The sequence below is a fragment of the uncultured Roseovarius sp. genome, from assembly GCF_913054395.1.
Lineage (GTDB): Bacteria > Pseudomonadota > Alphaproteobacteria > Rhodobacterales > Rhodobacteraceae > Roseovarius.
Window position 1 is genome coordinate 1 of record NZ_CAJXIP010000043.1, and the last position, 24,903, is coordinate 24,903.

Consider the following 24,903-nt stretch of genomic DNA (forward strand, 5'->3'; position numbering starts at 1 on the left):
ACCCGTTTTGGCATTCCGGCCCCGATTCAGTTGCGATAGGGTCTCCACCCAACCGCTTCTCGGCGTATATAGGGAGCGAAAATGACCCCTGCAACCGCACGATTGCCCTGTTACAGGCAAATATGAGCGCTTTTGCGACAAACAGAGTTAAGATTAGGCTAATGGCACCACTGACGCTGCGCGGTTTCGAAATTCACAAGGGATTTCTGCCGCTCGAGGTGCAACGCACCCTCATTCACGCGCTCCGGCCGGTTCTGCGAGCGGCCCCGCTGTTTTCGCCGGAGGTGCCCGGCGGAGGGCAGATGTCGGTTCGGATGACATCTGCAGGCCGTTTTGGATGGTTCAGCGACGCCAAGGGCTATCGCTATGCGGACCGCCACCCGTCAGGACAGGCCTGGCCGCAAATTCCGCCCGAGGTGCTGCGCATCTGGACCGCTCTGGTTGGGGGCGACAAGGATCCGGACTGCTGCCTGTTCAATTACTACGGTGAAGGCGCGCGGATGGGGTTGCATCAGGACAAGGACGAAGCCGACTTTTCGTACCCGGTGGTGTCGGTGTCCCTCGGAGACGATGGCCTGCTGCGGATCGGCGGAACATCCCGCAAGGACAAAACGGAATCGATCTGGCTCAACTCCGGAGATGTTGTGGTCATGGGAGGTCCGGCCCGGCTGGCCTATCACGGCGTTGACCGGATCCGGTTCGGATCCTCCAGGCTCTTGCCAAAGGGCGGGCGTGTGAACCTGACGCTCCGGGTGGTGACCTAGCGCCGTGCGCTCCAGCTCAGCGATACCGCGCGGCGGGTGTAGAATTCACCCATCAGCCCGAGCACCAGAAAGATCAACGCGAGCCAGGCCGTATATTCCCACCATGTGACCCTGGGGTTGTAGTTGATGAAAATATGGCCGCGGGCCTGATCAATGGTGTGAAACAGCGGGTTCCAGATGAACATTGGCAGCATGTAGCCCGGAAGGGAGTTGGCAAGCACCATCTTGCCGGAAAACAGCATATTGGACCGCTGATAGACCGTTGAAATGATACCGATTGCACCTGGCATCCAGGGTTTCAGCACATAGAGCACCAGACCAATCGCGGCACCCGAGGCCCAGGACAGGAGTATCATGCCAAAGGCGGGAAACGGCTCTTCGATATGAATGGGCGTGAAGGCCACGTGATAGGCAAACAATATGATCAACATCGACAGTATCTGAACATATAGCGCGCCGATCGCCGCCGACAGAATCGCAATGGTGGTGTTCATCGGCGCGTGTTGCATCATCGGGCTGGAGGCCCCTTCGGCACCGACCACCGCGCCGAGCGTCTTCGTGTGGGTCATGAAGAGAAACACACCGGACATCATGTAGAGCAGAAAATCGCCGCGAATGGCGCCGCCGCGCATCCCCAGAACAGAGAACATGAAATAGAAGAACATGACGAACATCACGGATTGCACGATGTTCATTCCGAGCGCCACGAAGGCATTGTTATGCTTCGACCGCACGCTCCGCACAACCGAGTGAAAGACAACTTCACCCAATGTTATGGCGCGCGAGAGCGCAGATCTATCGGTTCGGTATTGAAACATGACCTCTATTTCAGCAGTGCTATGCCAAACATCGCATGGAATTCTTGCCGATCCATTGCCAAGCAATCATAAGAAGCGCAAATCTTTGTGGCAACATGTGGTCCCTGGGGAGTTTAAAATGAATTATGATGAGCTGATTGCCGTGATCCGGCGTCTTGCCCTGGAGGCCGGGGACAAGATTATGGAAATCTATAATTCCGATGATTTTGACGTGAAGGTGAAGTCGGACGACAGTCCGGTTACCGCAGCGGATGAAGCCGCGGACGCCTTGATCTCGGCGGGCCTTCGTGCGGCTTTTCCGGATGTATTGCTTGTCACCGAAGAGCAATCGGCCTCGCATGCGGTCAAGGGAGACACGTTCCTGATCGTCGATCCGCTCGACGGTACCAAGGAGTTCATAAATCGCCGTGGCGATTTTACGGTCAATATCGCGCTGGTTGAAAACGGCGTGCCGACACGTGGCGTTGTCTATGCGCCGGCCCGCGATCGCATGTTCTACACGTTGGCAGATGGGACATCGGTTGAAGAAGCGGCTCCGTTTTCGGCCGCAGAGGCCGGAAAGGTCACGCCGATTCGTGTCGCGGAGAGTGACAACGCAGCGCTGATGGTGGTGGCGTCCAAGTCCCACAGGGATCAGGCCACAGATGATTATATCAACAAATACAACATCAAAGACATGAAGAGCGCCGGCTCTTCGTTGAAATTCTGCCTTGTCGCGACAGGCGAGGCCGATCTGTACCCGCGGGTTGGACGCACGATGGAATGGGATACCGCCGCCGGTGATGCGGTGTTGCGCGGTGCCGGTGGGCGGGTGGTGCGCTTTGATGATCATCAGCCGCTGGTTTATGGCAAAGACGGCTATGCCAATCCGTTTTTCATCGCCTATGCCCCGGCCGTCGAATTGAAGGAAGCCTGATGTGAGCGTTCTGATCGTCATCCCGGCGCGCTATGCGTCCTCTCGCTATCCGGGGAAACCCCTAGCGACCCTGACCGGCGCCACCGGCGAGACCAAAACCCTGATTCAGCGCTCATGGGAGGCCGCCTGCCAGGTGGCGGGCGTGGACCGGGTCGTCGTTGCTACGGATGACGACCAGATCAAGACTGCGGCCGAACGGTTCGGCGCCGAAGTGGTGATGACCTCCAAGACCTGTGGCAACGGAACCGAGCGCTGTGCCGAGGCCCTGCAAAACCTTGGCGGCGGGTATGACATTATCGTGAACCTGCAAGGCGATGCCCCCCTGACGCCGCATTGGTTTGTCGAAGACCTTGTCAACGGTCTGCGCGCCGACCCCGAGGCCGAAGTGGCAACCCCCGTGCTGCGCTGTGAGGGGCGCGCGCTTAACGGATTTCTTCAGGACCGCGCGGCGGGCCGGGTTGGCGGCACCACAGCAGTTTTTGGCACCGGTGGGCGCGCGCTTTATTTCTCGAAAGAGGTGATCCCCTATACCGGCAAGACCTATGATGACGATGCGCCGACACCTGTCTTTCATCATGTCGGTGTCTATGCCTACCGTCCCGGCGCCCTTGCCGCTTATGCCGATTGGGAGACGGGCCCGCTTGAGGCACTTGAGGGCCTGGAGCAGCTTCGCTTCCTGGAACGTGGCCGGTCGGTGCTCTGCGTCGAGGTCGAGGCCCGGGGCCGTCAGTTCTGGGAGTTGAACAATCCCGAAGATGTGCCCCGCATTCAAGCGATGATGAGCGAGATGGGCATGGCCTGAGTGGCGTGATCCCAACACGGTAATGTGTGGTCCATCTGCACGTTCGGCGCCAATTTTCCCCGCTATTCCCTATTCAGCGCGGAAGGTTTTTGTGTATGACTGTTACAGCAGTAAATAAAGAACTATGAGGAACGTCTCATGCGTACAAAAGTAACCAAGGCGATATTCCCGGTAGCAGGGCTGGGTACGCGTTTTCTTCCGGCGACCAAATCGGTGCCCAAGGAAATCATGACGCTTGTTGATCGCCCCCTGGTTCAATACGCAATTGACGAGGCCCGCGCGGCGGGGATCAAGGAATTCATCTTCGTGACCTCGCGCGGCAAGGGCGCGCTTGAGGATTACTTTGATAATGCCCCGCAGCTTGAGGCCGAGCTTCGCAAGAAGGGCAAGACAGAGCTTCTGGAAATTCTGAAATCGACCAACATGGACAGCGGCGAGATCGCCTATATGCGCCAGCACAAGCCACTTGGCCTTGGTCATGCGGTCTGGTGTGCGCGCCGCCTTATCGCCAACGAACCCTTTGCCGTGATCCTGCCCGATGACGTGATTGCGGCCGAAAAGCCCTGTCTCGCTCAGATGGTCGAAGCCTTCGAGGAAACCCAGAGCAATATCGTGGCCGCCATGGAGGTGCCGGATCACATGACGGGCTCATACGGCATCCTTGATATCAAGGATGACATGGGCTCTATCGTGTCGACCAAGGGAATGGTTGAAAAGCCGGGCCCCGGTACCGCGCCCTCGAACCTTGCGGTGATCGGGCGGTATATTCTGACACCCACGGTCTTGCAAAAGCTGAACCGTAAAGAGGCCGGCGCGGGCGGTGAAATCCAACTTACCGACGCAATTGATGCCGCGCGGGAAGGTGGCGAAGAGGTGTACGGCTTTCGCTTTCAGGGACAGCGGTTCGATTGTGGATCAAAGGCTGGCTTCTTGCAGGCAACGGTTGCCTTTGCCCTGGCCCGCGCAGAATTGCGTGATGATCTATGGAACTACATTTCGGATGTTGTGCATTCGGAGAAGGCCGCCCAATAGCGAGCGGTAAAAGGGGCCGAATGTGACGAATATTCTGGTGACAGGTGGTGCGGGCTATATCGGTTCGCATGCCTGCAAGGCGTTGAAGGTCGCGGGCTATACGCCGGTGACCTACGATAACCTGTGCACCGGCTGGCAGGATGCGGTCAAGTTCGGGCCGTTTGAAGAAGGCGATCTTACGGATCGTGCCCGCCTTGATCAGATTTTCGCCGCCTATCAGCCGGTTGCCGTCATGCATTTCGCCGCGCTGAGCCAGGTTGGCGAAAGCATGCGGGAACCGGGGCTTTACTGGCACAACAACGTCGCCGGATCGCTAAGCCTGTTGCAGGCCGCCGTTCAGGCAGGGTGCAAGAACTTTGTTTTTTCCTCAACCTGCGCGACCTATGGCGATCAGGATAACGTGATCCTCGACGAGACTAGCGCACAGCATCCGATCAACGCCTATGGTGCCAGCAAGCGCGCGATCGAAGATATGCTGCGCGATTTCGAGGTTGCCTTCGGGCTGCGCCATGTGATCTTTCGCTATTTCAACGTGGCGGGCTGTGATCCGGCGGGCGAGGTGGGCGAGTTTCATCAACCCGAAACCCACCTGATCCCGCTCATGCTTGACGCGATTGAGGGCAAGCGCGATGCCCTGACGATCTTTGGCACCGATTACGATACGCCCGATGGCACCTGTATCCGCGATTACGTGCATGTCTGCGATCTGGTGGATGCGCATATTCTTGGACTGAAATGGCTTGAGGAAAACCGGGGCAGCCGGGTTTTCAACCTTGGTACCGGAACCGGGTTTTCGGTGCGCGAGGTGATTGATCAGTCTGCTGCGGTCACCAACCGCCCGGTGCCTGTTGTCGAGGGGCCACGCCGCCCCGGTGACAGCGCCAAGCTTGTCTCGGGGTCGGACCGCGCCGAGGCAGAGCTTGGCTGGCGGCCGGTCCGGTCGACGCTTGGCCAGATGATTGCCGATGCCTGGCGCTGGCATCAAACTGGACATTACGACAAATAGCGCCGACGCTGTCTGGGTGTGCGATAAGGACGGGCATGGGCAGGATGGACAGGCTTAGCGACATGGCCATGGCCTATCGGTTGCGATGGAAGCGTCGCCGGTTGTTGTTGCGCGCCTTTCGCAAGCGCCAACAATTAAGCCCGGTGATGAACCGCACCGCAAGCATTGCGCCGGACGATATCCTGGCCGCCAGCACCGTGCGCAACGAGCGCGCGCGCCTGCCGTACTTTCTGAATCACTATCGCGGCCTTGGGGTGCGCCATTTCCTGTTTGTCGATAACAGCAGCGATGACGGCACCGCAGAGTTCCTTGCGCAACAGCCCGACGTGTCGCTTTGGGCCACTGCGCATAGTTACAAGCTGTCGCGCTTTGGGGTCGACTGGCTGACATGGCTTCAACTGAAGCATGCGCATGGCCATTGGTGTCTGACGCTCGATGCCGACGAAATCCTGATCTACCCCTACCACGATACCCGTCCCTTGCCTGCATTGGTCGATTGGCTCGAACGGCAGGGGCGACAGTCGTTTGGTGCCCTGATGCTTGATATGTATCCCAAGGGGCGCCTGTCAGAGCAGGATTATCGCGCGGGCGACGATCCGTTCGAAACGCTGTGCTGGTTCGATGCGGGCAATTACATGATCCGTCGCAAGCCTGACCTGCAAAACCTGTGGATTCAGGGCGGCGTGCGGGCGCGGCGCTTTTTCGCGGCTGAACCAAAGCGCGCGCCGACAATGGGCAAGGTGCCCCTCGTCAAATGGAACCGCCGCTTCGCCTATGTAAGCTCGGCACATTCGCTTTTGCCGCGCCGCCTTAACCACGTTTATGATTGTGCGGGCGGCGAGGCGGCCTCGGGGGTGTTGCTTCATACCAAGTTTCTTCAGGGCGTCGTCGAGCGCTCTGGCGATGAAAAACAGCGCCGGGAACATTTCGCCAATAGCGCGCTTTACGACGCCTATTACAACAGCCTGATGCAGGATCCCGATCTTTGGTGCGATCAGTCGACCCGCCTAACCGGCTGGCGCCAGCTCGAGTCGATGGGCCTTATGTCGCGCGGGGGATGGGTGTGACCCGCTAGCCGATTTCGGCGATCAAGGCGTGATGCCGGGCAGTGTAATCGGCGCGCACAAGGGTCGGTGGGCGCAGGTCAATCGCCAGATCGCCGATCATTTCGGGGTCGGGCTTGCCAAAGAAACGATCGGCCTCGGCTGTGGTGAACCCGGCAATTTCCGTGGCTTCCATCCACGCGCTGATCTTGTCGGCTTTCTTGATCTGTTTCTTGATCGCAGGCGGCAGGGTCGCCGGAAGGCCAAAGCGAATATGGATCGCCGCCACAAGCCGTTTGTCCAATTCGTCATAGCCCGGACCAACGGCGTTCTTGACCGGCGAAATCATGTCTCCGATCACGTATTCCGGTGCGTCATGCAAAAGCGCCGCCAAGCGCCATTTTGCGGCTGCGCGCGGGCTTATCCGGGCAAAGAGGCGCTCGACCAAAAGCGAATGCTCGGCAACCGAATAGGCGAAATCGCCCACCGTCTGCCCGTTCCAGCGGGCGACAAAGCTAAGGCCGTGGGCAATATCCTCGATCTCGATGTCGACCGGGGTCGGGTCAAGCAGGTCAAGCCTGCGGCCTGACAGCATCTTTTGCCATGCGCGGGGTTTGGACAAGTCGAGCGCTCCGGTTGGTGGTGGGTTTGACCTTGCTAGCGGCTTTGGCCGGGCATTGCAAAACCTTCGATGATCGCGGCCAAAAGGGGTGAGTCGGCGCGCGCCGCCAGAAAGTTATAGCCCTTGTAAGGGTCGGTTTTCAGGGCACGGATCGCTTTGATCGAGGGCATGGCCATAACCCCACCCTCAATCGCAAAGAGGCGCATGTTGTCCAGCCCGATCAAATGCGCACTCGGGGTGCAAGCGGAATCGTTGCCGTGATCCTCGTAGATCAGAACGCTGCCGTCCTTTAGCGCGCGTGCGGCGCCGTCCATTGCGGCAACCTCGGCGCCCTCGACGTCTAGCTTGATCAGGGCGGCGGTCCCCGCCGGCACCAGATCGTCGATCGCCAGTGTCGTAACGGTCTCGGTCCTGTCGTCCTGCCCGGCGGTCCCGGTGCCCAAAAGCCGTGCCGAGGCGTGGCTTAGGTGGGTGTTGAGAAACGTCAGCGTCTCGCCGGAACGCGCATGAATGGCGGCGCGGTGCAGGGCGACATTGGGCAGGGCATCGGCATTCCGTGCAAGGTCGCGATAGGTCGCGCCAGAGGCCTCGACCGCGATCACGCGCGCAAACATCGCGGCACCGCGGGTGGTCCAGTAGCCCTTGTTCGCCCCCAGGTCACAAAACAGTGATGTGTGACCGCGCGCCGCCTCAAGCGCGGCTTCGACCTCGGGTTCATAGGGGTGGTGGTAAAGCGCAAAGCGCGTCCAATAGCCGTCATTGAGCGCAATACGATAGGGTGGCGCATCGCCGATCCGCAAAAAGACGGCATTGTCCGGGTTGAACAGCTGTCCCAGGCCCCGTGCAAAGCGCCCGTAAAGCGCACGTGTCACGGCAAGACGAAACAGGCCCATCAACAGCAGGTATTGCAGGCGGGCAGCGGCGCTTGAAAAGCTGATCTCTCGGGTCTTTGTCATGCCAGCTTGGGTACGCGTGCCGGTGGGCGGGTGCAAACCCAAAACACGCGTGCCGCACGGTCTTGTGTGGGAATTTTAAGTGCAACATCGGTGTGCAATGCCCAGATTCAAAGTGTGAAACCGGGCGAACCAACGCCCCCAATCAAGGAGAGAATCCATGTTTAAACGTCTTTGTTCTACGGCTCTGATCTTTGGCGCAGCCGCGCTTGCCCCGCCCCAACCGGCCCACGCCCAGGGTTTGGCCTGTCTTGCGCGTGATGCGCTGGTCGAACAGCTTGAGGGCCGCTATCGCGAACACCTAACCGGGGGCGGTCTGCAAAACCCGCAGCAGTTGCTGGAAGTCTGGACCTCGTCCGAGAGCGGCAGTTTTACCGTTTTCATCACCCGGCCCGACGGGGTGAGCTGTATCGTGGCGACCGGCCGGCATTGGAATGCGGCAACACAAACCCGGCTTGACGGCGTGGCGGGGTAATCGCGCATTGCTGAATGGGGGGGCGAGTGCTATCTGGCCTGCAAAATAGTTTGCAAGGAGCCACCCTGAAATGGCACAGGATTACATCGTCAAGGACATCAACCTGGCGGCCTACGGGCGCAAGGAACTCAATATCGCCGAAACCGAAATGCCCGGCCTGATGGCGCTGCGCAGCGAATACGGCACGACCAAGCCGCTCAAGGGCGCGCGGATTGTCGGTAGCCTGCACATGACCATTCAGACCGCTGTTCTGATCGAGACGCTGGTTGATCTTGGCGCCGATGTTCGCTGGGCGTCGTGCAACATCTTTTCCACGCAGGACCATGCGGCGGCGGCGATTGCCGAAGGCGGCACCCCGGTTTTCGCGATCAAGGGGCAGACGCTGGAAGAGCACTGGGATTACCTGGACAAGTCGTTCATGTTCGAGGACGGCCCCAACCTGATCCTTGACGATGGCGGCGACGCCACGCTTTACGTCCTGCTTGGTGCGCGCGCCGAGGCGGGTGAGGATGTCATCGCAGTTCCCGCCTCCGAAGAGGAAGAGGTCATCAAGGCCCAGATCGCCAAGCGCATGGCGGCAAGCCCCGGCTGGTTTACCAAGATCCGCGATCAGATCGTCGGTGTGTCCGAGGAAACGACCACCGGCGTGCATCGTCTTTATGACCTTCACAAGAAGGGCCAGCTTCCGTTCCCGGCGATCAATGTGAACGACTCTGTGACCAAGTCGAAGTTCGACAACAAGTATGGCTGCAAGGAATCGCTTGTTGACGGTATTCGCCGCGCCACCGACACGATGATGGCGGGCAAGGTTGCCGTGGTCATGGGGTACGGCGATGTCGGCAAGGGCTCTGCTGCGTCGCTGCGCGGTGCCGGTGCACGCGTCAAGGTGACCGAGGTCGATCCGATCTGCGCGCTTCAGGCCGCGATGGACGGCTTCGAGGTCGTGCTTCTGGAAGATGTGGTATCCTCGGCGGATATCTTCATCACCACGACCGGCAACAAGGACGTGATCCGCATCGAACATATGCGCGAGATGAAGGACATGGCGATCGTCGGCAACATCGGCCACTTTGACAACGAGATCCAGGTTGCCGCCCTCAAGAACCACAAGTGGACGAACATCAAGGAACAGGTCGACATGATCGAGATGCCCAACGGGCATCGTCTTATCCTGTTGTCCGAGGGCCGCTTGCTGAACCTTGGCAATGCCACCGGCCACCCGTCTTTCGTGATGTCGGCCTCGTTCACCAATCAGGTTCTGGCGCAGATCGAGCTTTGGACAAAGGGCAACGAGTACAAGAACGACGTCTATATCCTGCCCAAGCATCTGGACGAAAAAGTGGCCCGTCTGCATCTGGACCGGATCGGTGTGAAGCTGTCGAAACTGGATGCCGAGCAGGCCGCTTATATCGGCGTATCGCCCGACGGCCCGTTCAAGCCCGAGCATTACCGCTATTAATCGCGGATAAAAGTCGCGCGAACGCCCGCTGACCAGACGGTCTGCGGGCGTTTTTCGTTGGCATTTCGCCTATGGGGAGAATTTCGCGAATTTTCCCTTTGAGCGGGCATTATCTGTGGTTATCGTGCCGAGAGCTTCAGTTTGGAGGCTTGGGTAAATGATAGGCGGCCAAAGCGCCGAAAATTTGGGAGAGAATTTATGGGAAAGCGTGATGATCTGATTGCTCAGTATGCGGACGACCTGCGCAACAAGTGCGGGATGCAGCCGGATATGGACCTGCTGACGAAGGTGACGATCGGCTGTGGTCCGGCAATCTATAACGCGGATGCCTCGACCGTGGCCGGCAGCCAGCCGGACGAGATTGAAACGGTCAAGAACAATTTCCTGATCAAGAAGCTGGGCCTTGCCGATGGTCCGCAGCTGGATGATGCGATTGCGCAGGTGATCGAGGTTTACGGCAAATCCGAGCGTAACAAATATCGTGCGGTCGTCTATTACATGCTGACCAAGCATTTCGGCAAGGAAGCGGTCTACGGCTAAGCCACCTCATAGCGTCAATACCAATGCGCCTGCCCGATGTGGCGGGCGTTTTTCGTTTGTGCGGTTGATGGGCGCTAAGAGGCGTTGCGCAAGTCGCCTACATCCAGCACCGGCGAGGCGTCGATCATTTCCGCATCAAGCATCAGGGCCACCCGTTCCAGCGAGGCCACAAGTTGTGCCTGTTCCCAGTCTTCCAGCGCTTCGAACTTGCGCACGTAGCGTTGTTGCAGGGCGTCAGGCGCGCGGCGGATGGTTTCGCGCCCGACATCGGTGATAACGATATTGGTCTGGCGGCGGTCGGTTTCCGATTTCTCGCGCACGACGACACCATGCTTGACGAGCTTGTCCACCAGCGACGTCACCGTTGCCTGCGACACGCGCATCTGGTTGGCAATCTCGGTTGCGGTGCAACTGTCGCGTTCGGCCACGATTTGCAGCACCCTGAATTGTACAGCCGTCAGACCGGCGGCATTGGCAAGTTTGCGGCCATACATTTCAGTCGCCCGCAAGATGCGGCGCAACGCGATAAGGCTTTGGTCTGTGCGGTCCATACGTGCCCCTTTGGTGATTGAGGTTATGGTCGCAAAGCTGTCACTTAATTGCAATTTGAATTCCTCCGGAGCAAATATTTTTAATAGCTAAGTAAAAATATAGTGCAATGGGGTCATTAAAATAAGGGATATAGGCTAAATATCGCATAAAATGTGAATTCCTGGGGCAGACCTTGATTTTTGAGATCATCCGATATACTTAGCAAGTCGAAGTAACAAAGAGGTCATGCACAGATGCGACATGCGATGGAAATGTTTCGAAAAGCCCTGCCCACCCTGCGCAAGCCCACTGCTGCGGATGGCGCCGAGATTTGGGAGCTGATCCAGAAGTGCAAACCGCTTGATGAAAACTCGATGTATTGCAACCTGGTGCAATGCGACCATTTTCGCGATACCTGTGTCGTGGCCGAGATGGACGGCGAGATTGTGGGCTGGGTGTCGGGCTATACGCTGCCTGACGATCCCGAAACCCTGTTCGTATGGCAGGTTGCCGTATCTGAAAAAGCGCGGGGCACCGGTCTTGGCACACTTATGCTTCGCGGTCTTCTGTCACGCGAAGAATGCAAGGACGTGACCCGACTCCAGACCACGATCACGCGCGACAACGCGGCCAGCTGGGCCTTGTTCCGCAAGTTTGCCAATCTTCAGAACGGCGAACTTTCCAGCGCGCCCTACTTTACCCAGTCGCTACACTTCAAGGGCCTGCATGACAGTGAGTACATGGTCACAGTGGCCCTTCAGGAGCGGATGAAAAAGGCGGCCTGATCAAGGCCTGCCTGCCCGCTCTCCCCCCCCGAAATCACGAAAAGGATATCGTTATGTCGACTGACATGTCAGGCGAATTTGCTATTTTCAACCGTCGTGAATCTGAGGCCCGCAGCTATTGCCGCAGCTTCCCCAAGTCGTTCGTCAAGGCCGCCGGGTCTGAGTTGACGGATTCCGAAGGCCGCACCTATATCGACTTTCTGGCCGGGTGTTCGTCGCTGAACTACGGTCACAATGACCCCGATATGAAGCAGGCGCTGATTGATCACATCATGGCCGACGGGATCACCCACGGGCTTGATATGCACAGCGATGCCAAGGCCGCCTTCCTGACCGCGTTCGAGGATATCATCCTCAAGCCGCGCGGCATGGACTATAAGGTGATGATGACCGGCCCGACCGGCACCAACGCGGTCGAGGCCGCGATGAAGCTGGCACGCAAGGTCACGGGGCGGCGCAACATCATCGCCTTCACCAACGGGTTTCACGGCATGACCCTGGGCGCGCTTGCCTGCACCGGCAATGCCGGCAAACGTGCCGGGGCCGGACCGGTGTCGCTGAACGATGTATCGCGCATGCCCTATGAGGGCGCGTTTGGCGCGGATATCGACAGCCTGCGGATTGTCGAAGAGATGCTGTCGAACCCCTCAAGCGGGATCGACGCCCCCGCCGCTTTCATCATCGAGCCGGTACAGGGTGAAGGTGGGCTTACCGCCGCCTCGACCGAATTCATGCAGGGCATCGCGCGGCTTGCCCGCGAGCATGGCGCTTTGTTGATTGTCGATGATATTCAGGCGGGCTGTGGGCGCACGGGCACCTTCTTCAGCTTTGAAGAGATGGGGATCGAGCCCGACCTTATCCCGATGGCGAAATCGTTTTCGGGCATGGGGCTTCCGTTTGCGGCGCTTTTGATCAAGCCCGAGTATGACATCTGGGGGCCGGCCGAGCATAACGGCACCTTCCGGGGCAATACACATGCCTTTGTCACCGCGCGCGTCGCGATTGAGAAGTTCTGGACAGACGACAGCTTTCAGCGCGAGATCGCCGACAAGGCAGAGATGTTGCGCGAGGGCCTGCAACGGATTGCGGACGAGATCCCCGGTGCCACGCTGAACGGGCGCGGCATGATGTTGGGCGTCAATGTCGGATCCGGCGAACTGGCGGGCGCGATCTGTGCGCGGGCCTTCGAGATGGGACTTATCATCGAGACATCGGGCGCCAATGACGAAGTGGTCAAGGTGCTGGCGCCGCTGACCACCCCGCAAGATACCTTTGCCAAGGGTCTGCGCATCTTGCAGGATGCGGCCGGTGACATCAACGCAACACAGAAAATCGCAGCGGAGTAACACATGATTGTCAGAGACTTTAACGAGATCGTCAAAAACGACCGCAACCGCGTCGTATCGGACGCACAGTGGTCAAGCGTGCGCCTGCTTTTGGCCGATGACGGGATGGGGTTTTCGTTCCACATCACCTTCCTCGAGCCGGGATCGGAGCACACCTTCGAGTACAAGAACCACTTTGAAAGCGTCTATTGCATGCAGGGCAAGGGTTCGATCACCGATCTTGCCAGCGGCGAGACCCATGAGATCAAGCCGGGCGTGATGTATGCGCTCGACAAGCACGATCGCCACATCCTGCGCGCCGAAGAAGAGCTTGTGATGGCTTGCGTGTTCAATCCGCCGGTTACCGGCAACGAGGTGCACCGCGAAGACGGCTCTTACGCCCTGGAGGACGCCTGAGCTCCTCGAATATGCGACACGCCCCAAGACAGAAAGGCCCAAGGTCATGACAATCGCAGAACATACCGTCGAAAAGATTGGCGGCACGTCCATGAGCCGTGTTCGCGAATTGCTGGACACGTTGTTCATCGGGGATCGCACGGGTGAGGCACTCTATCATCGTGTGTTCGTGGTATCCGCCTTTGGCGGCATCACCAACCTGTTGCTGGAACACAAGAAATCTGGCACGCCCGGTGTTTATGCCCTGTTTGCCAATGCCGATGACGATCACGGCTGGCTTGACGCGCTAACCGAGGTGGGGCGTGCCATGGGCAAGGCCCATCACGGCGTGCTTGAACATGCGGGCGATCTGAACATGGCGGATGAGTTCGTGCGTGAACGGATCGAGGGCGCGCGCTCATGCCTGTTCGACCTGCAACGCTTGTGTTCCTACGGTCATTTCCGCCTGTCTGATCATATGCTCGTGATCCGCGAATTGCTGTCGGGGCTGGGCGAGGCACATTCGGCTTTTGTCACCACGTTGCTGTTGCAGCGGGCGGGCGTGAATGCGCGTTTCATCGACCTGAGCGGCTGGCGCGACGATACGGAACACAGCCTGTCTGAAAGGATCGCGAGCGGTCTTGAGGGTGTCGATCTTGCCAGCGAAATGCCGATCGTCACCGGCTATGCGCAATGCACAGAGGGGCTGATGCGCGAGTTTGATCGCGGTTATTCCGAGGTGACTTTTGCCAATATTGCCGCGCAGACCTCTGCGCGCGAGGCGATCATCCACAAGGAGTTTCACCTGTCTTCAGCCGATCCCAACCTGGTTGGGGAAGATGCGGTGCGCAAGTTGGGTCATACCAATTACGACGTGGCCGATCAGCTTTCCAATATGGGGATGGAGGCGATCCACCCAAAGGCCGCCAAGACCCTGCGTCAGGCGGATGTGGCCCTGCGCGTGACCAATGCGTTTGATCCGGGCGATCCCGGAACCCTGATCGACGATCAGCCGACCGAGACCCCGGATGTCGAGATCGTGACTGGTCTCAAGGTGGTGGCGCTTGAGTTGTTCGAACAGGACATGGTCGGTGTCAAAGGCTATGACGCGGCCATCCTGGAGGCGCTGCGTCGCCATAATGTCTGGATCATTTCCAAGACATCCAATGCCAATACGATCACGCATTACATCCACGCCTCTCTCAAGGCTGTGCGCCGTGTCGCACGTGATCTGGAAGAGCATTATCCCGCTGCCAAGGTCAATGTGCGCACCCTGTCGATCGTATCGGCCATCGGGCGCGACCTTACCGGGCTTCGGGTTCTGAGCCGCGGGTTGAACGCGTTGGAGGATGCCGGGGTGTCGGTGATTGCCGCACATCAGACGCCGCGCAATGTGGACGTGCAGTTCGTGCTTGGCAGCCAGGATATGGACAAGGGGGTTGCCGCGCTGCATCACGCGCTTATTGCTGCCGATCCTTCGGCCGCAGGGGCGGCGACGGCCCGGAAAGCCGCCTGAACTTTCCTGCTGTGACGCCGCCAATTTGAGCCATATTTGCGCTATTCGCCGTTTGGCAAATAGGCGGCGTTGCGGTACATAGAGAGTGTTCGAGCCAGTAGGCCGATACCTTATCAGTTACACGTGTGGTGCTTTGGGAGCACGTGGGGTGACGGAGGGTGTTGGCATTCTGGCCAGCATCCTCCGTTTGGGGTTGTGGGATCTTCGGGCTAGGGTGTCAGCCCCGCCATATCGCAGATGATCCGCCATTCCTCTTCGGTCACGGGCTGCACCGACAGGCGCGAATTTTTCACCAAAACCATATCGGCAAGCCGCAGATCGCCCTTGATCATGTCCAAGGTAACAGGCGTTTTCGCGCCCTCGATCGCCTTGATGTCCACGCATTCCCATCGCGGATCATCCGTCTTGCTATCGGGATGGGCGGTGGCGATCACCTCGACGGTGCCGACAACTGCTTTTTCCTTTTGGCTGTGATAGAAAAAGCCGCGATCGCCAAGCGCCATCTCGCGCATGAAATTGCGGGCCTGATAGTTGCGCACGCCATCCCATTCCTCGCCCGCTTCGCCCTTGGCAACCTGATCATTCCAGCCCCAGGTCGATGGTTCGGATTTGAACAGCCAATAGCGCATGTCTCAGATCACCTTTTTCCACGGGATCAATTCGACGCCCGAAAAAAGCCCGGCCTTGGCGTAGGGGTCATTGTCGGCCCATTCTCGCGCGACCTGCATATCCTCGACCTCGAGAATGACCAGCGAGCCGATCATGCTGCCCTCGTCATCAAGCAGCGGGCCGGCCTGGCTTACCACGCCGGTGGATTTGAGATAGGCGATATGGGCATCACGGTTGTCTAGGCGGGTTTGCAGGGCACCGGGTTTGTCACGGGCAATCAGGGCAATCAGCATCATTCTTCCTTCAATGGTCTGGAAAGCAGCATATCCATCGCCTGATCGACGCGCAATTCACCATTCACCAGCGCGGTCACGGCATGGGTGATGGGCATGTCAATCGCCATCGACCTTGCGCGGACAAGAACCGCGCGCGCGGTTGCGGCACCCTCGACGGTGATGGTCGGGTCAAACGCGGTGCCCTGTCCGATGCTCAGGCCAAAGCGGTAATTGCGCGACTGATCCGAGGTACAGGTGAGCGCAAGATCGCCAAAGCCGGAAAGGCCTGCAAGGGTGCCCGGCTGCGCACCAAGGGCGCGGGCGAGGCGGTTCATTTCGGCAAACCCCCGCGTCATCAGGGCAGCGCGCGCGCTTTCCCCAAGCCCGGCGCCCATGACCGCGCCACAGGCAATCGCAATCACGTTCTTGAGTGCGCCACCCAGTTCCGCACCGATGGTGTCGGTGGTGCGATAAAGCCGCAGGTTGGGTGTGGTCAATGCCGCCTGAAGTGCCTTTCCCGTCTCTTCATCCGCGCAGGCCAGCGTTAGCGCGGTGGGCAGGCCAAGCGCGATATCGCGGGCAAAACTTGGCCCGGTGAGGATGGCGGCGGTCGATGTGGGGCAGGCGCGCGCAATAAGGCCGGTCGGCCCAAGCCCGGTTGCCAGATCGACCCCCTTGCAGCAGGCCACCAGCGGTCGATGACCAAGGGCGTCGCCAAAGCTCTCCAGAAACCCGCCCAGCTTTTGCATCGGAACCGCCAAAAGACAGGGGGCGCTGCCTGCGGGTAGCGGCCCGGAGGTGACGGTGATGGCATCGTGCAGGTCAATACCGGCAAGGCGGCGTGCGTTCTGGCGGGTGGCGTGCATCTCGGCTGCGTGAGCCGCGTCGCGCGCCCAAAGGGTCACCGGCGCAGTCTTTGCCAGCGAAACCGCCAATGCGGTGCCAAAGGCCCCTGCGCCACAAACGGTAATCATGCCTTGGCCCCCTTCTTGCCGCTGCCAAGCATTGCCGGGCTGCTACGATCCAGCGGCCAGCGGGGCCGGGCGGCCAATGTCATGTCGTCGCGGTGTCCCGCAAGATATAGTTCGGCCCCCGCATAAGCGATCATCGCCGCGTTATCGGTGCAAAGCGCAAGCGGCGGTGCGATGAACCGCGCACCAACCTCGGCGGCGACCTGTTCAAGACCCGCGCGAATGCTGGCGTTGGCGGCGACGCCGCCTGCCACGGCCAGAACCGGTGTGACCGGGGATTCATCGAGATATGCGGCAAGGGCCCGCGCGGTCTTTTGCGACAGAACATCGCGCACGGCCGCCTGAAACCCGGCGCAAAGATCGGCACGGTCCCGAGGGGTAAGCCCCGACTTTTCGGCGATAATTGCATCGCGGCTGCGCAAAAGCGCGGTTTTCAGCCCCGAGAACGAGAAATCACAACCGGGCCGATCCAACAACGGGCGCGGAAAGCGAAAGCGGGTGGCGTTGCCCGAACGCGCCTCGCGCTCGACTGCGGGACCGCCGGGCTGGGGCAGGCCCAAAAGCCGGGCGGTCTTGTCAAACGCTTCGCCGGGGGCATCGTCAATGGTGCCGCCAAGCCGGGTGAAATCATCCGGACCGCGCACGATAAGAAACTGGCAATGCCCGCCCGAGACAAGCAGCATCAAGTAGGGATAGGCAATCTGATCGGTCAGGCGCGGCGTCAGGGCATGCCCTGCCAGATGGTTCACCCCGACAAGCGGCAGGTTTGCCCCCGCCGCGATCCCCTTGGCGCACATCACCCCGGCGATCACCCCGCCGATAAGCCCCGGCCCGGCGGTGACCGCCACCGCATCCAGATCCCGCAGCGCCACGCCCGATTGCGTAAGGGCGTCGCGCACGCAAAGATCAAGCTTTTCGGCATGCGCGCGGGCGGCGATTTCCGGCACCACGCCACCGAAATCGGAATGAAGTGCGGTCTGGCCGAAGACAACGGAAGACAGGATTTCGGGTGCGCCCGAGGCCGCAATGCGCACAATAGCGGCAGCGGTGTCGTCACAGCTGCTTTCAAGGCCCAGAAGGATCAACGGTTTTGACATTACCCTGCCCGTTGCGTGAAACTTGCGAGGCAGGTAACACCTTATCTGTCAGGCAACAACTCTGGACAGCAGATGACCGTGACGATCCTGATCACCCGGCCCGAACCCGCCGCGACACGCTTTGCCGATCAGCTTGGCGCGCGTCTTGGGGATAAGGTCGTGATCTTGCGTGCGCCGCTGATGCGGATCGACTATGGCGGGGCCTTGCCGGATATTGGTGGCGATGACGTGCTTGTTTTTACCTCGCGCCACGGGGTTGCCGGGTTCTGCCGCCTGACAGAGCGGCGCGATTTTACCTGCTACGCGGTGGGCGATGCCACCGCCGAGGCCGCACGTCGCGCCGGATTGCGCGCGATTTCGGCGGGCAGCGATGTGGATGCTCTTTTGGCGCGGATCGCCGCGGATGGGGTAGAGGGGCCGTTCCTGCACCTGCGCGGCGAACATGTGGCGAGCGATATTTCCGGTGGCCTTCGTCAACAAGTCCGGATCGCGAAAGAGGCGGTCGTCTACAGGCAGGTCGACATGCCCCTCAGTGATCAGGCGCAGGCGCTTTTGGCGAAAGAGGCCCCGGTGATCGTACCCTTGATGTCTCCGCGCAGTGCGCAGGCCTTCTTTGAGCGTGCCAGGGGGGCTGTGGCGCCCATCCTTGTCGCGGCGATTAGTAGCAACGCCGCCGATGCGGTGCCAGCAGGACAGGCGCAACTGGTGGAAATCGCGCAAACCCCTGACGCGGATGGTGTTTTGATTGTGATCTGTGATCTGGTCAAGCGGCTTGAGGGTCTAAACCCCGCGAAGTAAGGTCAGGCGTACAGATGTGGATCACAAGATTCGAAAAGGTGGTGTGACGTGGCTGAAAAAAAGAAGACATCAAAGGATCAGGCCGACGCGGATCAGACGCCGCAAAGCACCGATACCACCCCCGATGTTGAGCCCACGTCAGAAGATCCGAGCCCCGACCATGACAGCGCACCAGAGACCGGCGATGAATCTGGTGCACTGAATATGGCAGAAAGCGACGCCGATGAACCGGCCGAGCCGGAGCCCGAGGCCGCGCCCGATCAAGAGCCGCCAAGCGAACCCTCGTCGGTTGTGACCACCGAACAGGTCGTCGTGCGAGAGGGTGGGTTCTGGTCGATGGTGTTTGGCGGGATCGTCGCGGCGGGTGTCGGCGCGCTGGCCGCGCCCTATGTTTTGCCCCAGGCATGGTTTGCAACGGGTGATGGCACTCTTGAGGCGCGGATTGAACAAAGCCTTGGTGCGCAGGATCAGCGGATCAATGCGCTTAACGCCCAGATTGACGGGCTTTCCGTTCCGCCGGATCGTTCGGATGAGATCGCCGGGCTTGGCGAAACCCTGACCGCGCTGACCGGGCAGGTTTCAAAGCTTGAAAGCCGGATAAGCGCGCTTGAAAGCCGCCCCACAGCCCCGGCTGGCGGTGGCGTTCCGGTTGCTGAGCTAGAGAAATTGCGCGCGGCGATGGATGCACAGCGCGCCGAGATCGAGGCGCTGAGCGCCGAAGCACAGGCGCAGGAGGCCGCGGCGCAGCAGGGCGCGATTGCAACCCTGCGCCGGGCCGCAATGACCCGGATTTTGACCGCGCTCGACAGTGGCAGCGATTTCACGGCAGCACTGGCCGACTTGCGCAGCACCGGTGTCGAGGTGCCGGGTGCATTGGCCGATGTCGCCGAGTCCGGTGTGCCGACGATGCCCGCGCTGATGGATGATTTCCCAGGCGCCGCGCGTGCCGCCCTGGCGGCGACGCGGGCGCAAAGCGGTCAGGGCAGTGCAGGCATTGGCAGCTTTTTCAAGGACCAGCTTGGCGTGCGCTCTCTTTTGCCGCGCGAAGGCGATGATCCCGATGCAGTGCTGTCACGGATCGAGGCCGCCGCCGGCGAGGGCCGGTTCGGCGATGCTCTGGCCGAGATCGAAACACTGCCCGATGTGGCAAAAGACCAGCTGAGCGATTGGGCCACACAGGTCGCGCGCCGCAAAGAAGCTCTGGCTGCCGCAGAGGCGGTGGCCGGAACATTGAATTAAGCTAGAAAAGGCGGGCGTCATGCTTTGGTCGATTATAAAGGTTTTTGTTTTCATTGCACTTGTTGCTGCCGCGACCCTTGGGGCAAGCTATCTTCTGGACCTTGAAGGCGGTGTGCGCATCGTCATGGCCGGGTACGAGATCAACCTGACGCCTCTCAAGGCCGTCATGGCTCTGGTGGTTCTGGTGCTGGCGATTTGGCTTGTCATGAAGTTGGCGGGCGTTCTTGTCGCGATTCTGAAATTCATCAATGGCGATGAAACCGCCCTGTCGCGATATTTTGACCGCAACCGCCAGGAAAAAGGCTATCGCGCCCTGTCCGAAGGTATTCTGGCCCTGGCCTCGGGCGAAGGCGTTATCGCCATGACCAAGGCCGCCCGCGCCGAGAAATACCTGCGCAAGCCCGCGTTGACCAATCTTATCACCGCGCAGGCTGCCGAGATGTCGGGTGATCGACGCAAGGCGGAAGAAGTATACAAACGCCTGCTACAGAACGATAAAACCCGCTTTGTCGGGATCCGGGGCATCCTGCGCCAAAAGCTCGCCGAGGGCGATACCGACACCGCTTTGAAGCTTGCGCAAAGTGCCTTTGCTCTTAAACCGCGCCACCCCGAGGTGCAGGATACGCTTTTGGAATTGCAGGCGCAGACATCCGATTGGAAGGGCGCGCGCGAGACCCTGAATGCCAAGCTGAAATACGGCAGTTTGCCGCGCGACGTGCACAAGCGCCGCGATGCGGTTCTGGCCTTGTCCGAGGCCCGCGATGTACTTGACGAGGGCAAGACCATCGAGGCCCGCGAAGCGGCGATCGAGGCCAATCGCCTGTCGCCCGATCTTATCCCGGCGGCGGTTCTGGCGGCGCGCGGCTATATCGAACAGGGCAACAAGCGCAATGCGCTGCGGGTGCTCAACAAAGCCTGGCTGGTGCATCCGCATCCCGATCTTGCGGCGGCCTTTGCCGCAATCGAGCCTGACGAGACCCCGCAAGAGCGCCTGAAACGCTTTGCCAAGCTGCTCAAGGTGCATCCCGAGAACCGTGAAACCAAGCTTCTCAAGGCAGAGTTGAACATTGCCGCCGAGGATTTTCCCGGTGCCCGCCGTGCGCTTGGCGATCTGGCCGAGGTCGAGCCGGATGCCCGCGCGCTGACCATCATGGCCGCCGTGGAACGGGGCGAAGGCGCGTCCGACGCGGTTGTCAAAGGCTGGCTGGCGCGTGCCTTGTCGGCGCCACGCGGCCCGCAATGGGTTTGTGAAAAGTGTCATCACATCCACGCCGAATGGGTACCTGCCTGTGAAAATTGTCAGTCGTTTGACACCCTGAGCTGGACCGCGCCGCCGAATACGGCAATGACAACACCGACCGGCCTTGAGATGCTGCCACTGATTGTCGGGGTGCCTGAGGAGCAGAAAGCCGAAGATACGCCTGATGACGAGGATGACATCGTGATGGACGCCGAAATCGTCGAAGAGGGTGAAGAGGAAAAAGCCGAAAAATAGGTCTTTCCCCGATTTTTGCGCGATGCTATAGCGCCGCCACACGGGGCCGCTGTAGCTCAGCTGGTAGAGCACGTCATTCGTAATGATGGGGTCGGGGGTTCGAGTCCCTTCAGCGGCACCACTAATAAGCCAATAAGATTAGACACCTGCCTAAGTTGCGTGTGCGCATAGCATAGGCCAAATCCGTGTTTGTCACAGAGAGCCCATCAATGCGAATGGTCGTTGCTTCGCCTGGGCGCCGATATCCTGTTCGTCGAAGCGCCCAAGACGGTGGCGGAAATACGGAGCGTCTGTGCCGACCTGCCGGGGGCGAAAATGGCCAATATCGTCGAGGGGGGCGAAACTCCGGATCTTAGCCATGCCGAGCTTGGCGAGATCGGCTATGCGATTGCTGCCTGTCCCCTGACGCTCATGGCGGCGGCGATGCAGGCGATGACCCTCACGCTTGAGGCCCTGGCCGGGGACAAGCCGCGCGATCCGATGCTGATGGATTTTGTCGAACTGCGGCGCCGGATTGCGTTTGACGACTATTACAAAGCTTCGGCGGCCTATAAGTCGTCTTTCCGCTCGTCCTGAGGGGCGGGCATCGCAATGAAAACCCCCGGCGCGACAGGCGCACCGGGGGAATGACTTTGCCCGAGATCGGGATTTAGGCGTTGGGCAGGATCACGATCTCGACCCGGCGGTTCTGGCGCTTGCCCTCTGCGGTCAGGTTGGACGCGACCGGCTGATCTTCGCCCCGGCCAAAGGTGCGCACGCGCGAGTATGGTACGCCCCCTTCAAACAAAACATCGGCCACGGCATTGGCGCGGCGTTCCGACAGGCGCTGGTTATAGGCGGCCTCGCCGTCGCTATCGGTGTGACCGACGACCTGAACGGTGGTGTTGGGGTAATTGTTCAGGCTTTGCGCCACGGTAAGCAGGTCGCCGCGCAGGCTTGGATAGATCGTGGTGCTGTCGACATCGAACAGGATATCCTGCGGCATGGTCAGGATAAGACGGTCACCGGTATTGGTGATCTGAACGTCATTATCAAGCTGCTGGCGCAATTCGGCCTCTTGCTTGTCAAGTGCGTTGCCGACGGCCGCGCCGCCTGCGGCACCGAGGATCCCGCCGATGACGGCGCCCTTGCCCTTTTTGTCGCTGACAAGCGCACCCACGCCCGCGCCGATGACGCCGCCCAAAAGCGCGCCTTGCTTGGTCTTTTGGTTGGGGTCGGTGCCCGAGACCTGCGCCGGATCGGTACAGGCGGTGGCCAAGAGGAGGGATGCGCCGGAAAGAAGCAGAAGGGGTTTACGTGCTCGGATCATTTTACAGTCGCCTTATGGTTAAAACTTCCCGATCAGTCGGGTTTGTGGCGATGATATGCAATAACACGCCTGCGCCCAAGGCCGATGAGGGGGGAAACAAGCGGCATTTCGCGCATACTGCGATGTACGTCAGACTTCGGCGCGCGCGCTTTCCCACGCCAGCATGGCGCGCTTCACCGGCAGGCCCCAATGATATCCGCCAAGTGCGCCTGATTTGCGCAAGGCCCGGTGACAGGGAATCAAAAAGCTGACCGGATTGCGCCCGACCGCCGTGCCGACCGCGCGCACCGCGCGGGGGCTGCCGATGGCCTGGGCGATTTCGGAATAGGTGGTGACATGGCCGGTGGGCACCTGAAGAAGCGCCTCCCAGACCTTGATCTGAAACGGGGCGCCGATCATGTGAAGCGAGGCCTGACCCTTGCCGGCAAAGGCGGCGCTCACCCAGGCTGCGATCCGCTCTGGGGCGTGTTCGTGACTGGCCCTGGGCCAGCGTCCCGAGAGATCGTCAAAGGCGGCGTCGCGGCCGCACTCCTCGGTGAAGGCGAGCCCGCAAAGCCCCTTGTCGGTGCCCATTGCAAGGGTGTCGCCAAAGGGGCTTTCAAACCAGCCGTGATAGATCGTAAGGCCTTCGCCCTGGCGCGCGAATTCGCCGGGACTCATCGCTTCCCACCGCAGGAAAAGATCGTGAAGCCGCCCGGTTCCGGTCAGCCCGGCGGCACCTGCGACCTCTAGTGTGGTAAAGCGGTTCGCCAGCAGGGTCTTGGCATGGCCAAGTGTCAGATATTGCTGATAGCGCTTGGGCGACACACCGACCCAGGCCGAGAACAGCCGCTGAAAATGCGCGGCACTCATGCCCATTTCACCGGCCAGTCGGTCAAGCGGCAATGCCTCGTCGCCCCGATCAATCAGGTCGATGGCCCGCCGCATGACGTGGAAATGATAGGCCTGATCGGGTGCTTTGCTATCCATTGAACGTCCTTCCGTTTGAAACAGGATAAACAGCATGTCCGCCGCGCGCGACCCGGATATTGCGCATTCTTTGCGCCGCTCTTGCGCAGAAAATAGGGCGCAGTCGGGTCACGCCCATTGCGCGGGGCGGGGGCTTGCGGCAAAAGGCCTGCATGGCAGCGCAACTTGATTATCACAGTCTCCGAGAGATATTTGGCAGGTTCCACGCCGCCGATCCCGAACCCAAGGGCGAACTTGACCATGTCAACGCCTATACGCTTTTGGTTGCGGTTGCGCTTTCGGCGCAGGCCACCGATGTTGGGGTGAACCGCGCGACGCATGAGCTTTTCAAGATCGTCGATACGCCGCAGAAGATGCTGGATCTTGGCGAAGAGGCCCTGATCGAGCATATCAAGACCATTGGCCTTTATCGCAACAAGGCCAGGAATGTGATGAAGCTGTCGAAAATACTGGTCGAGGAGTATGACGGCGTGGTGCCCAATTCGCGTGCGGCGCTTCAATCGCTGCCGGGGGTGGGGCGCAAGACCGCCAATGTGGTGCTGAACATGTGGTGGCGCATGCCCGCACAGGCGGTGGATACCCATATCTTTCGGATCGGCAATCGCACCGGCATCTGTCCGGGGCGGGATGTGAACGTTGTCGAGCGCGCGATCGAAGACAATGTGCCCGCCGATTATCAGCTTCATGCGCATCACTGGCTCATTCTGCATGGGCGCTATACCTGCAAGGCGCGCAAGCCCCTGTGCGCCACCTGCATCATTCGTGACTTATGTGAATTCGAGGACAAGAACCTATGACAAAATACCAGGCCGTCGGTGTCGGAAATGCCATCGTCGATGTGATCAGCCAATGCGATGACAGCTTTCTGTCGCGGATGGGCATCGACAAAGGCGTCATGCAGCTGATCGACGAAGAGCGCGGCGAGTTCCTCTATGGCGCGATGGAAAACCGCACTCAGATGCCGGGCGGTTCGGTGGCCAATACGATTGCGGGGCTGGGTGCGCTTGGCCTGTCGACGGCCTTTATCGGGCGGGTGCGCGATGACGAATTGGGCCGGTATTATGCTTCAAGCCTGACCTCTGTGGGTACGACATTCGTCAACGAACCGGTGGACGGTGGCGAGGGGCCCACCTCGCGGTCGATGATTTTCGTGTCGCC

Annotated in this window: 29 protein-coding genes and 1 tRNA gene; 20 read left to right on the top strand and 10 right to left on the bottom strand. The window is 60.0% G+C overall.

All coding sequences use genetic code 11. The features are described 5' to 3' along the window. Positions 1-161 precede the first annotated feature (161 nt). Entirely contained in the window at positions 162-764 is a 603-nt protein-coding gene (locus tag QZ522_RS08075; RefSeq protein WP_294609532.1) for an alpha-ketoglutarate-dependent dioxygenase AlkB, read from the top strand. On the opposite strand, the gene QZ522_RS08080 is transcribed toward QZ522_RS08075, so the two are convergent. After that, on the bottom strand, positions 761-1,582 hold the full coding sequence (locus tag QZ522_RS08080) for an ABC transporter permease (protein ID WP_294609537.1): 822 nt from the start codon (positions 1,580-1,582) through the stop codon (positions 761-763). The genes QZ522_RS08075 and QZ522_RS08080 overlap by 4 nt on opposite strands. Before the next feature lie 118 nt (positions 1,583-1,700). Here QZ522_RS08080 and cysQ point away from each other — a divergent pair, with 118 nt between their 5' ends. The 5 genes from cysQ to QZ522_RS08105 all read left to right on the top strand — a co-directional run bounded on the left by cysQ (position 1,701) and on the right by QZ522_RS08105 (position 6,405). Next, positions 1,701-2,498, top strand: a complete 798-nt coding sequence (gene cysQ / locus QZ522_RS08085) for a 3'(2'),5'-bisphosphate nucleotidase CysQ (RefSeq protein ID WP_294609541.1) — start codon at positions 1,701-1,703, stop codon at positions 2,496-2,498. Position 2,499: 1 nt separating this feature from the next. Beyond that, entirely contained in the window at positions 2,500-3,300 is an 801-nt protein-coding gene (locus QZ522_RS08090; protein ID WP_294609544.1) for a manno-octulosonate cytidylyltransferase, read from the top strand. A 138-nt stretch (positions 3,301-3,438) separates the two neighbouring features. Then, entirely contained in the window at positions 3,439-4,332 is an 894-nt protein-coding gene (locus tag QZ522_RS08095) for a UTP--glucose-1-phosphate uridylyltransferase (protein WP_294609547.1), read from the top strand. Between the two features lie 22 nt (positions 4,333-4,354). Continuing rightward, positions 4,355-5,338 carry a UDP-glucose 4-epimerase GalE gene (gene galE, locus QZ522_RS08100; protein ID WP_294609550.1) on the top strand — a complete coding sequence of 328 codons (984 nt, stop codon included), beginning with the start codon at positions 4,355-4,357 and terminating at the stop codon, positions 5,336-5,338. Positions 5,339-5,373: 35 nt separating this feature from the next. Beyond that, positions 5,374-6,405, top strand: coding sequence for a glycosyltransferase family 2 protein (locus tag QZ522_RS08105; protein WP_294609553.1), 1,032 nt, complete (start codon positions 5,374-5,376; stop codon positions 6,403-6,405). 4 nt (positions 6,406-6,409) lie between these two features. Here the strand turns inward: QZ522_RS08105 and QZ522_RS08110 are convergent, their stop codons facing one another. Both QZ522_RS08110 and QZ522_RS08115 read right to left on the bottom strand, forming a co-directional pair. Then, the gene (locus QZ522_RS08110; RefSeq protein WP_294609556.1) at positions 6,410-7,003 is read right to left on the bottom strand and encodes an HD family hydrolase; all 594 of its coding nucleotides are present in this window, start codon (positions 7,001-7,003) and stop codon (positions 6,410-6,412) included. Between the two features lie 35 nt (positions 7,004-7,038). Next, the gene (locus QZ522_RS08115) at positions 7,039-7,959 is read right to left on the bottom strand and encodes an FkbM family methyltransferase (protein WP_294609559.1); all 921 of its coding nucleotides are present in this window, start codon (positions 7,957-7,959) and stop codon (positions 7,039-7,041) included. Between the two features lie 157 nt (positions 7,960-8,116). On the opposite strand from QZ522_RS08115, the gene QZ522_RS08120 reads away from it, so the two are divergent. The 3 genes from QZ522_RS08120 to QZ522_RS08130 all read left to right on the top strand — a co-directional run bounded on the left by QZ522_RS08120 (position 8,117) and on the right by QZ522_RS08130 (position 10,430). Next, complete coding sequence (locus QZ522_RS08120) at positions 8,117-8,431, top strand: hypothetical protein (protein WP_294609562.1); 315 nt, start codon at positions 8,117-8,119, stop codon at positions 8,429-8,431. A gap of 70 nt (positions 8,432-8,501) precedes the next feature. Continuing rightward, positions 8,502-9,890, top strand: a complete 1,389-nt coding sequence (gene ahcY, locus QZ522_RS08125; protein ID WP_294609565.1) for an adenosylhomocysteinase — start codon at positions 8,502-8,504, stop codon at positions 9,888-9,890. 198 nt (positions 9,891-10,088) lie between these two features. Further along, positions 10,089-10,430, top strand: coding sequence for a DUF2853 family protein (locus QZ522_RS08130; RefSeq protein WP_294609568.1), 342 nt, complete (start codon positions 10,089-10,091; stop codon positions 10,428-10,430). A gap of 74 nt (positions 10,431-10,504) precedes the next feature. On the opposite strand, the gene QZ522_RS08135 is transcribed toward QZ522_RS08130, so the two are convergent. Then, a complete protein-coding gene (locus QZ522_RS08135; protein WP_294609571.1) occupies positions 10,505-10,981 on the bottom strand; it encodes a MarR family transcriptional regulator in 477 nt (158 codons plus the stop codon). Between the two features lie 234 nt (positions 10,982-11,215). Between QZ522_RS08135 and ectA the strand changes: the two genes are divergently transcribed. From ectA to QZ522_RS08155, 4 genes are read left to right on the top strand one after another with little or no spacing between them, the layout of a single operon-like run. After that, complete coding sequence (gene ectA / locus QZ522_RS08140; RefSeq protein ID WP_294609573.1) at positions 11,216-11,746, top strand: diaminobutyrate acetyltransferase; 531 nt, start codon at positions 11,216-11,218, stop codon at positions 11,744-11,746. Positions 11,747-11,799: 53 nt separating this feature from the next. Beyond that, the gene (ectB, locus tag QZ522_RS08145) at positions 11,800-13,092 is read left to right on the top strand and encodes a diaminobutyrate--2-oxoglutarate transaminase (protein ID WP_294609576.1); all 1,293 of its coding nucleotides are present in this window, start codon (positions 11,800-11,802) and stop codon (positions 13,090-13,092) included. A 3-nt stretch (positions 13,093-13,095) separates the two neighbouring features. Continuing rightward, positions 13,096-13,488, top strand: coding sequence for an ectoine synthase (locus QZ522_RS08150; RefSeq protein WP_294609579.1), 393 nt, complete (start codon positions 13,096-13,098; stop codon positions 13,486-13,488). A gap of 46 nt (positions 13,489-13,534) precedes the next feature. Further along, complete coding sequence (locus QZ522_RS08155; protein WP_294609582.1) at positions 13,535-14,983, top strand: aspartate kinase; 1,449 nt, start codon at positions 13,535-13,537, stop codon at positions 14,981-14,983. Positions 14,984-15,192: 209 nt separating this feature from the next. Here QZ522_RS08155 and QZ522_RS08160 read toward each other — a convergent pair whose 3' ends face one another. From QZ522_RS08160 to tsaD, 4 genes are read right to left on the bottom strand one after another with little or no spacing between them, the layout of a single operon-like run. Beyond that, entirely contained in the window at positions 15,193-15,612 is a 420-nt protein-coding gene (locus tag QZ522_RS08160) for an EVE domain-containing protein (protein ID WP_294609585.1), read from the bottom strand. A 3-nt stretch (positions 15,613-15,615) separates the two neighbouring features. Continuing rightward, a complete protein-coding gene (locus QZ522_RS08165; RefSeq protein WP_294609587.1) occupies positions 15,616-15,885 on the bottom strand; it encodes a YciI family protein in 270 nt (89 codons plus the stop codon). Next, complete coding sequence (locus QZ522_RS08170; RefSeq protein WP_294609592.1) at positions 15,885-16,841, bottom strand: NAD(P)H-dependent glycerol-3-phosphate dehydrogenase; 957 nt, start codon at positions 16,839-16,841, stop codon at positions 15,885-15,887. The genes QZ522_RS08165 and QZ522_RS08170 overlap by 1 nt, the downstream gene beginning before the upstream one ends. Then, the gene (tsaD, locus tag QZ522_RS08175; RefSeq protein WP_294609595.1) at positions 16,838-17,935 is read right to left on the bottom strand and encodes a tRNA (adenosine(37)-N6)-threonylcarbamoyltransferase complex transferase subunit TsaD; all 1,098 of its coding nucleotides are present in this window, start codon (positions 17,933-17,935) and stop codon (positions 16,838-16,840) included. Before tsaD ends, QZ522_RS08170 begins: the two co-directional genes overlap by 4 nt. Before the next feature lie 72 nt (positions 17,936-18,007). Between tsaD and QZ522_RS08180 the strand changes: the two genes are divergently transcribed. The 5 genes from QZ522_RS08180 (at position 18,008) to QZ522_RS08200 (ending at position 22,043) form a co-directional block, all read left to right on the top strand. Next, positions 18,008-18,733 carry a uroporphyrinogen-III synthase gene (locus QZ522_RS08180; RefSeq protein WP_294609598.1) on the top strand — a complete coding sequence of 242 codons (726 nt, stop codon included), beginning with the start codon at positions 18,008-18,010 and terminating at the stop codon, positions 18,731-18,733. Between the two features lie 48 nt (positions 18,734-18,781). Next, complete coding sequence (locus QZ522_RS08185; RefSeq protein ID WP_294609601.1) at positions 18,782-19,972, top strand: hypothetical protein; 1,191 nt, start codon at positions 18,782-18,784, stop codon at positions 19,970-19,972. 19 nt (positions 19,973-19,991) lie between these two features. Then, positions 19,992-21,467, top strand: a complete 1,476-nt coding sequence (locus QZ522_RS08190) for a heme biosynthesis HemY N-terminal domain-containing protein (RefSeq protein WP_294609604.1) — start codon at positions 19,992-19,994, stop codon at positions 21,465-21,467. A 45-nt stretch (positions 21,468-21,512) separates the two neighbouring features. Further along, positions 21,513-21,588 (top strand) — tRNA-Thr (locus tag QZ522_RS08195). Positions 21,589-21,689: 101 nt separating this feature from the next. Next, positions 21,690-22,043 carry a hypothetical protein gene (locus tag QZ522_RS08200; protein ID WP_294609608.1) on the top strand — a complete coding sequence of 118 codons (354 nt, stop codon included), beginning with the start codon at positions 21,690-21,692 and terminating at the stop codon, positions 22,041-22,043. A 73-nt stretch (positions 22,044-22,116) separates the two neighbouring features. Here the strand turns inward: QZ522_RS08200 and QZ522_RS08205 are convergent, their stop codons facing one another. Then, positions 22,117-22,776 (bottom strand): OmpA family protein, encoded by a 660-nt coding sequence (locus QZ522_RS08205; RefSeq protein WP_294609611.1) that lies wholly within the window; start codon positions 22,774-22,776, stop codon positions 22,117-22,119. Between the two features lie 129 nt (positions 22,777-22,905). After that, positions 22,906-23,745, bottom strand: coding sequence for a bifunctional helix-turn-helix domain-containing protein/methylated-DNA--[protein]-cysteine S-methyltransferase (locus QZ522_RS08210; protein ID WP_294609614.1), 840 nt, complete (start codon positions 23,743-23,745; stop codon positions 22,906-22,908). Between the two features lie 152 nt (positions 23,746-23,897). On the opposite strand from QZ522_RS08210, the gene nth reads away from it, so the two are divergent. Together nth and QZ522_RS08220 are read left to right on the top strand one after the other, a co-directional pair. After that, complete coding sequence (gene nth, locus QZ522_RS08215) at positions 23,898-24,542, top strand: endonuclease III (RefSeq protein ID WP_294609617.1); 645 nt, start codon at positions 23,898-23,900, stop codon at positions 24,540-24,542. Then, the coding region (locus QZ522_RS08220) for a PfkB family carbohydrate kinase (RefSeq protein WP_294609620.1) at positions 24,539-24,903 on the top strand (365 nt) is incomplete at its 3' end. The genes nth and QZ522_RS08220, both read left to right, overlap by 4 nt.

What these genes read in the sequence shown, in the direction of transcription:
- QZ522_RS08075 (WP_294609532.1), top strand. Translation starts at nt 162, where the DNA reads ATGGCACCACTGACGCTGCGCGGTTTCGAAATTCACAAGGGATTTCTG.
- QZ522_RS08080 (WP_294609537.1), bottom strand. Translation starts at nt 1,582, where the DNA reads ATGTTTCAATACCGAACCGATAGATCTGCGCTCTCGCGCGCCATAACA.
- cysQ (WP_294609541.1), top strand. Translation starts at nt 1,701, where the DNA reads ATGAATTATGATGAGCTGATTGCCGTGATCCGGCGTCTTGCCCTGGAG.
- QZ522_RS08095 (WP_294609547.1), top strand. Translation starts at nt 3,439, where the DNA reads ATGCGTACAAAAGTAACCAAGGCGATATTCCCGGTAGCAGGGCTGGGT.
- QZ522_RS08105 (WP_294609553.1), top strand. Translation starts at nt 5,374, where the DNA reads ATGGGCAGGATGGACAGGCTTAGCGACATGGCCATGGCCTATCGGTTG.
- QZ522_RS08115 (WP_294609559.1), bottom strand. Translation starts at nt 7,959, where the DNA reads ATGACAAAGACCCGAGAGATCAGCTTTTCAAGCGCCGCTGCCCGCCTG.
- QZ522_RS08120 (WP_294609562.1), top strand. Translation starts at nt 8,117, where the DNA reads ATGTTTAAACGTCTTTGTTCTACGGCTCTGATCTTTGGCGCAGCCGCG.
- ahcY (WP_294609565.1), top strand. Translation starts at nt 8,502, where the DNA reads ATGGCACAGGATTACATCGTCAAGGACATCAACCTGGCGGCCTACGGG.
- QZ522_RS08130 (WP_294609568.1), top strand. Translation starts at nt 10,089, where the DNA reads ATGGGAAAGCGTGATGATCTGATTGCTCAGTATGCGGACGACCTGCGC.
- QZ522_RS08135 (WP_294609571.1), bottom strand. Translation starts at nt 10,981, where the DNA reads ATGGACCGCACAGACCAAAGCCTTATCGCGTTGCGCCGCATCTTGCGG.
- ectA (WP_294609573.1), top strand. Translation starts at nt 11,216, where the DNA reads ATGCGACATGCGATGGAAATGTTTCGAAAAGCCCTGCCCACCCTGCGC.
- ectB (WP_294609576.1), top strand. Translation starts at nt 11,800, where the DNA reads ATGTCGACTGACATGTCAGGCGAATTTGCTATTTTCAACCGTCGTGAA.
- QZ522_RS08150 (WP_294609579.1), top strand. Translation starts at nt 13,096, where the DNA reads ATGATTGTCAGAGACTTTAACGAGATCGTCAAAAACGACCGCAACCGC.
- QZ522_RS08155 (WP_294609582.1), top strand. Translation starts at nt 13,535, where the DNA reads ATGACAATCGCAGAACATACCGTCGAAAAGATTGGCGGCACGTCCATG.
- QZ522_RS08160 (WP_294609585.1), bottom strand. Translation starts at nt 15,612, where the DNA reads ATGCGCTATTGGCTGTTCAAATCCGAACCATCGACCTGGGGCTGGAAT.
- QZ522_RS08165 (WP_294609587.1), bottom strand. Translation starts at nt 15,885, where the DNA reads ATGCTGATTGCCCTGATTGCCCGTGACAAACCCGGTGCCCTGCAAACC.
- QZ522_RS08170 (WP_294609592.1), bottom strand. Translation starts at nt 16,841, where the DNA reads ATGATTACCGTTTGTGGCGCAGGGGCCTTTGGCACCGCATTGGCGGTT.
- tsaD (WP_294609595.1), bottom strand. Translation starts at nt 17,935, where the DNA reads ATGTCAAAACCGTTGATCCTTCTGGGCCTTGAAAGCAGCTGTGACGAC.
- QZ522_RS08180 (WP_294609598.1), top strand. Translation starts at nt 18,008, where the DNA reads ATGACCGTGACGATCCTGATCACCCGGCCCGAACCCGCCGCGACACGC.
- QZ522_RS08190 (WP_294609604.1), top strand. Translation starts at nt 19,992, where the DNA reads ATGCTTTGGTCGATTATAAAGGTTTTTGTTTTCATTGCACTTGTTGCT.
- QZ522_RS08205 (WP_294609611.1), bottom strand. Translation starts at nt 22,776, where the DNA reads ATGATCCGAGCACGTAAACCCCTTCTGCTTCTTTCCGGCGCATCCCTC.
- QZ522_RS08210 (WP_294609614.1), bottom strand. Translation starts at nt 23,745, where the DNA reads ATGGATAGCAAAGCACCCGATCAGGCCTATCATTTCCACGTCATGCGG.
- nth (WP_294609617.1), top strand. Translation starts at nt 23,898, where the DNA reads ATGGCAGCGCAACTTGATTATCACAGTCTCCGAGAGATATTTGGCAGG.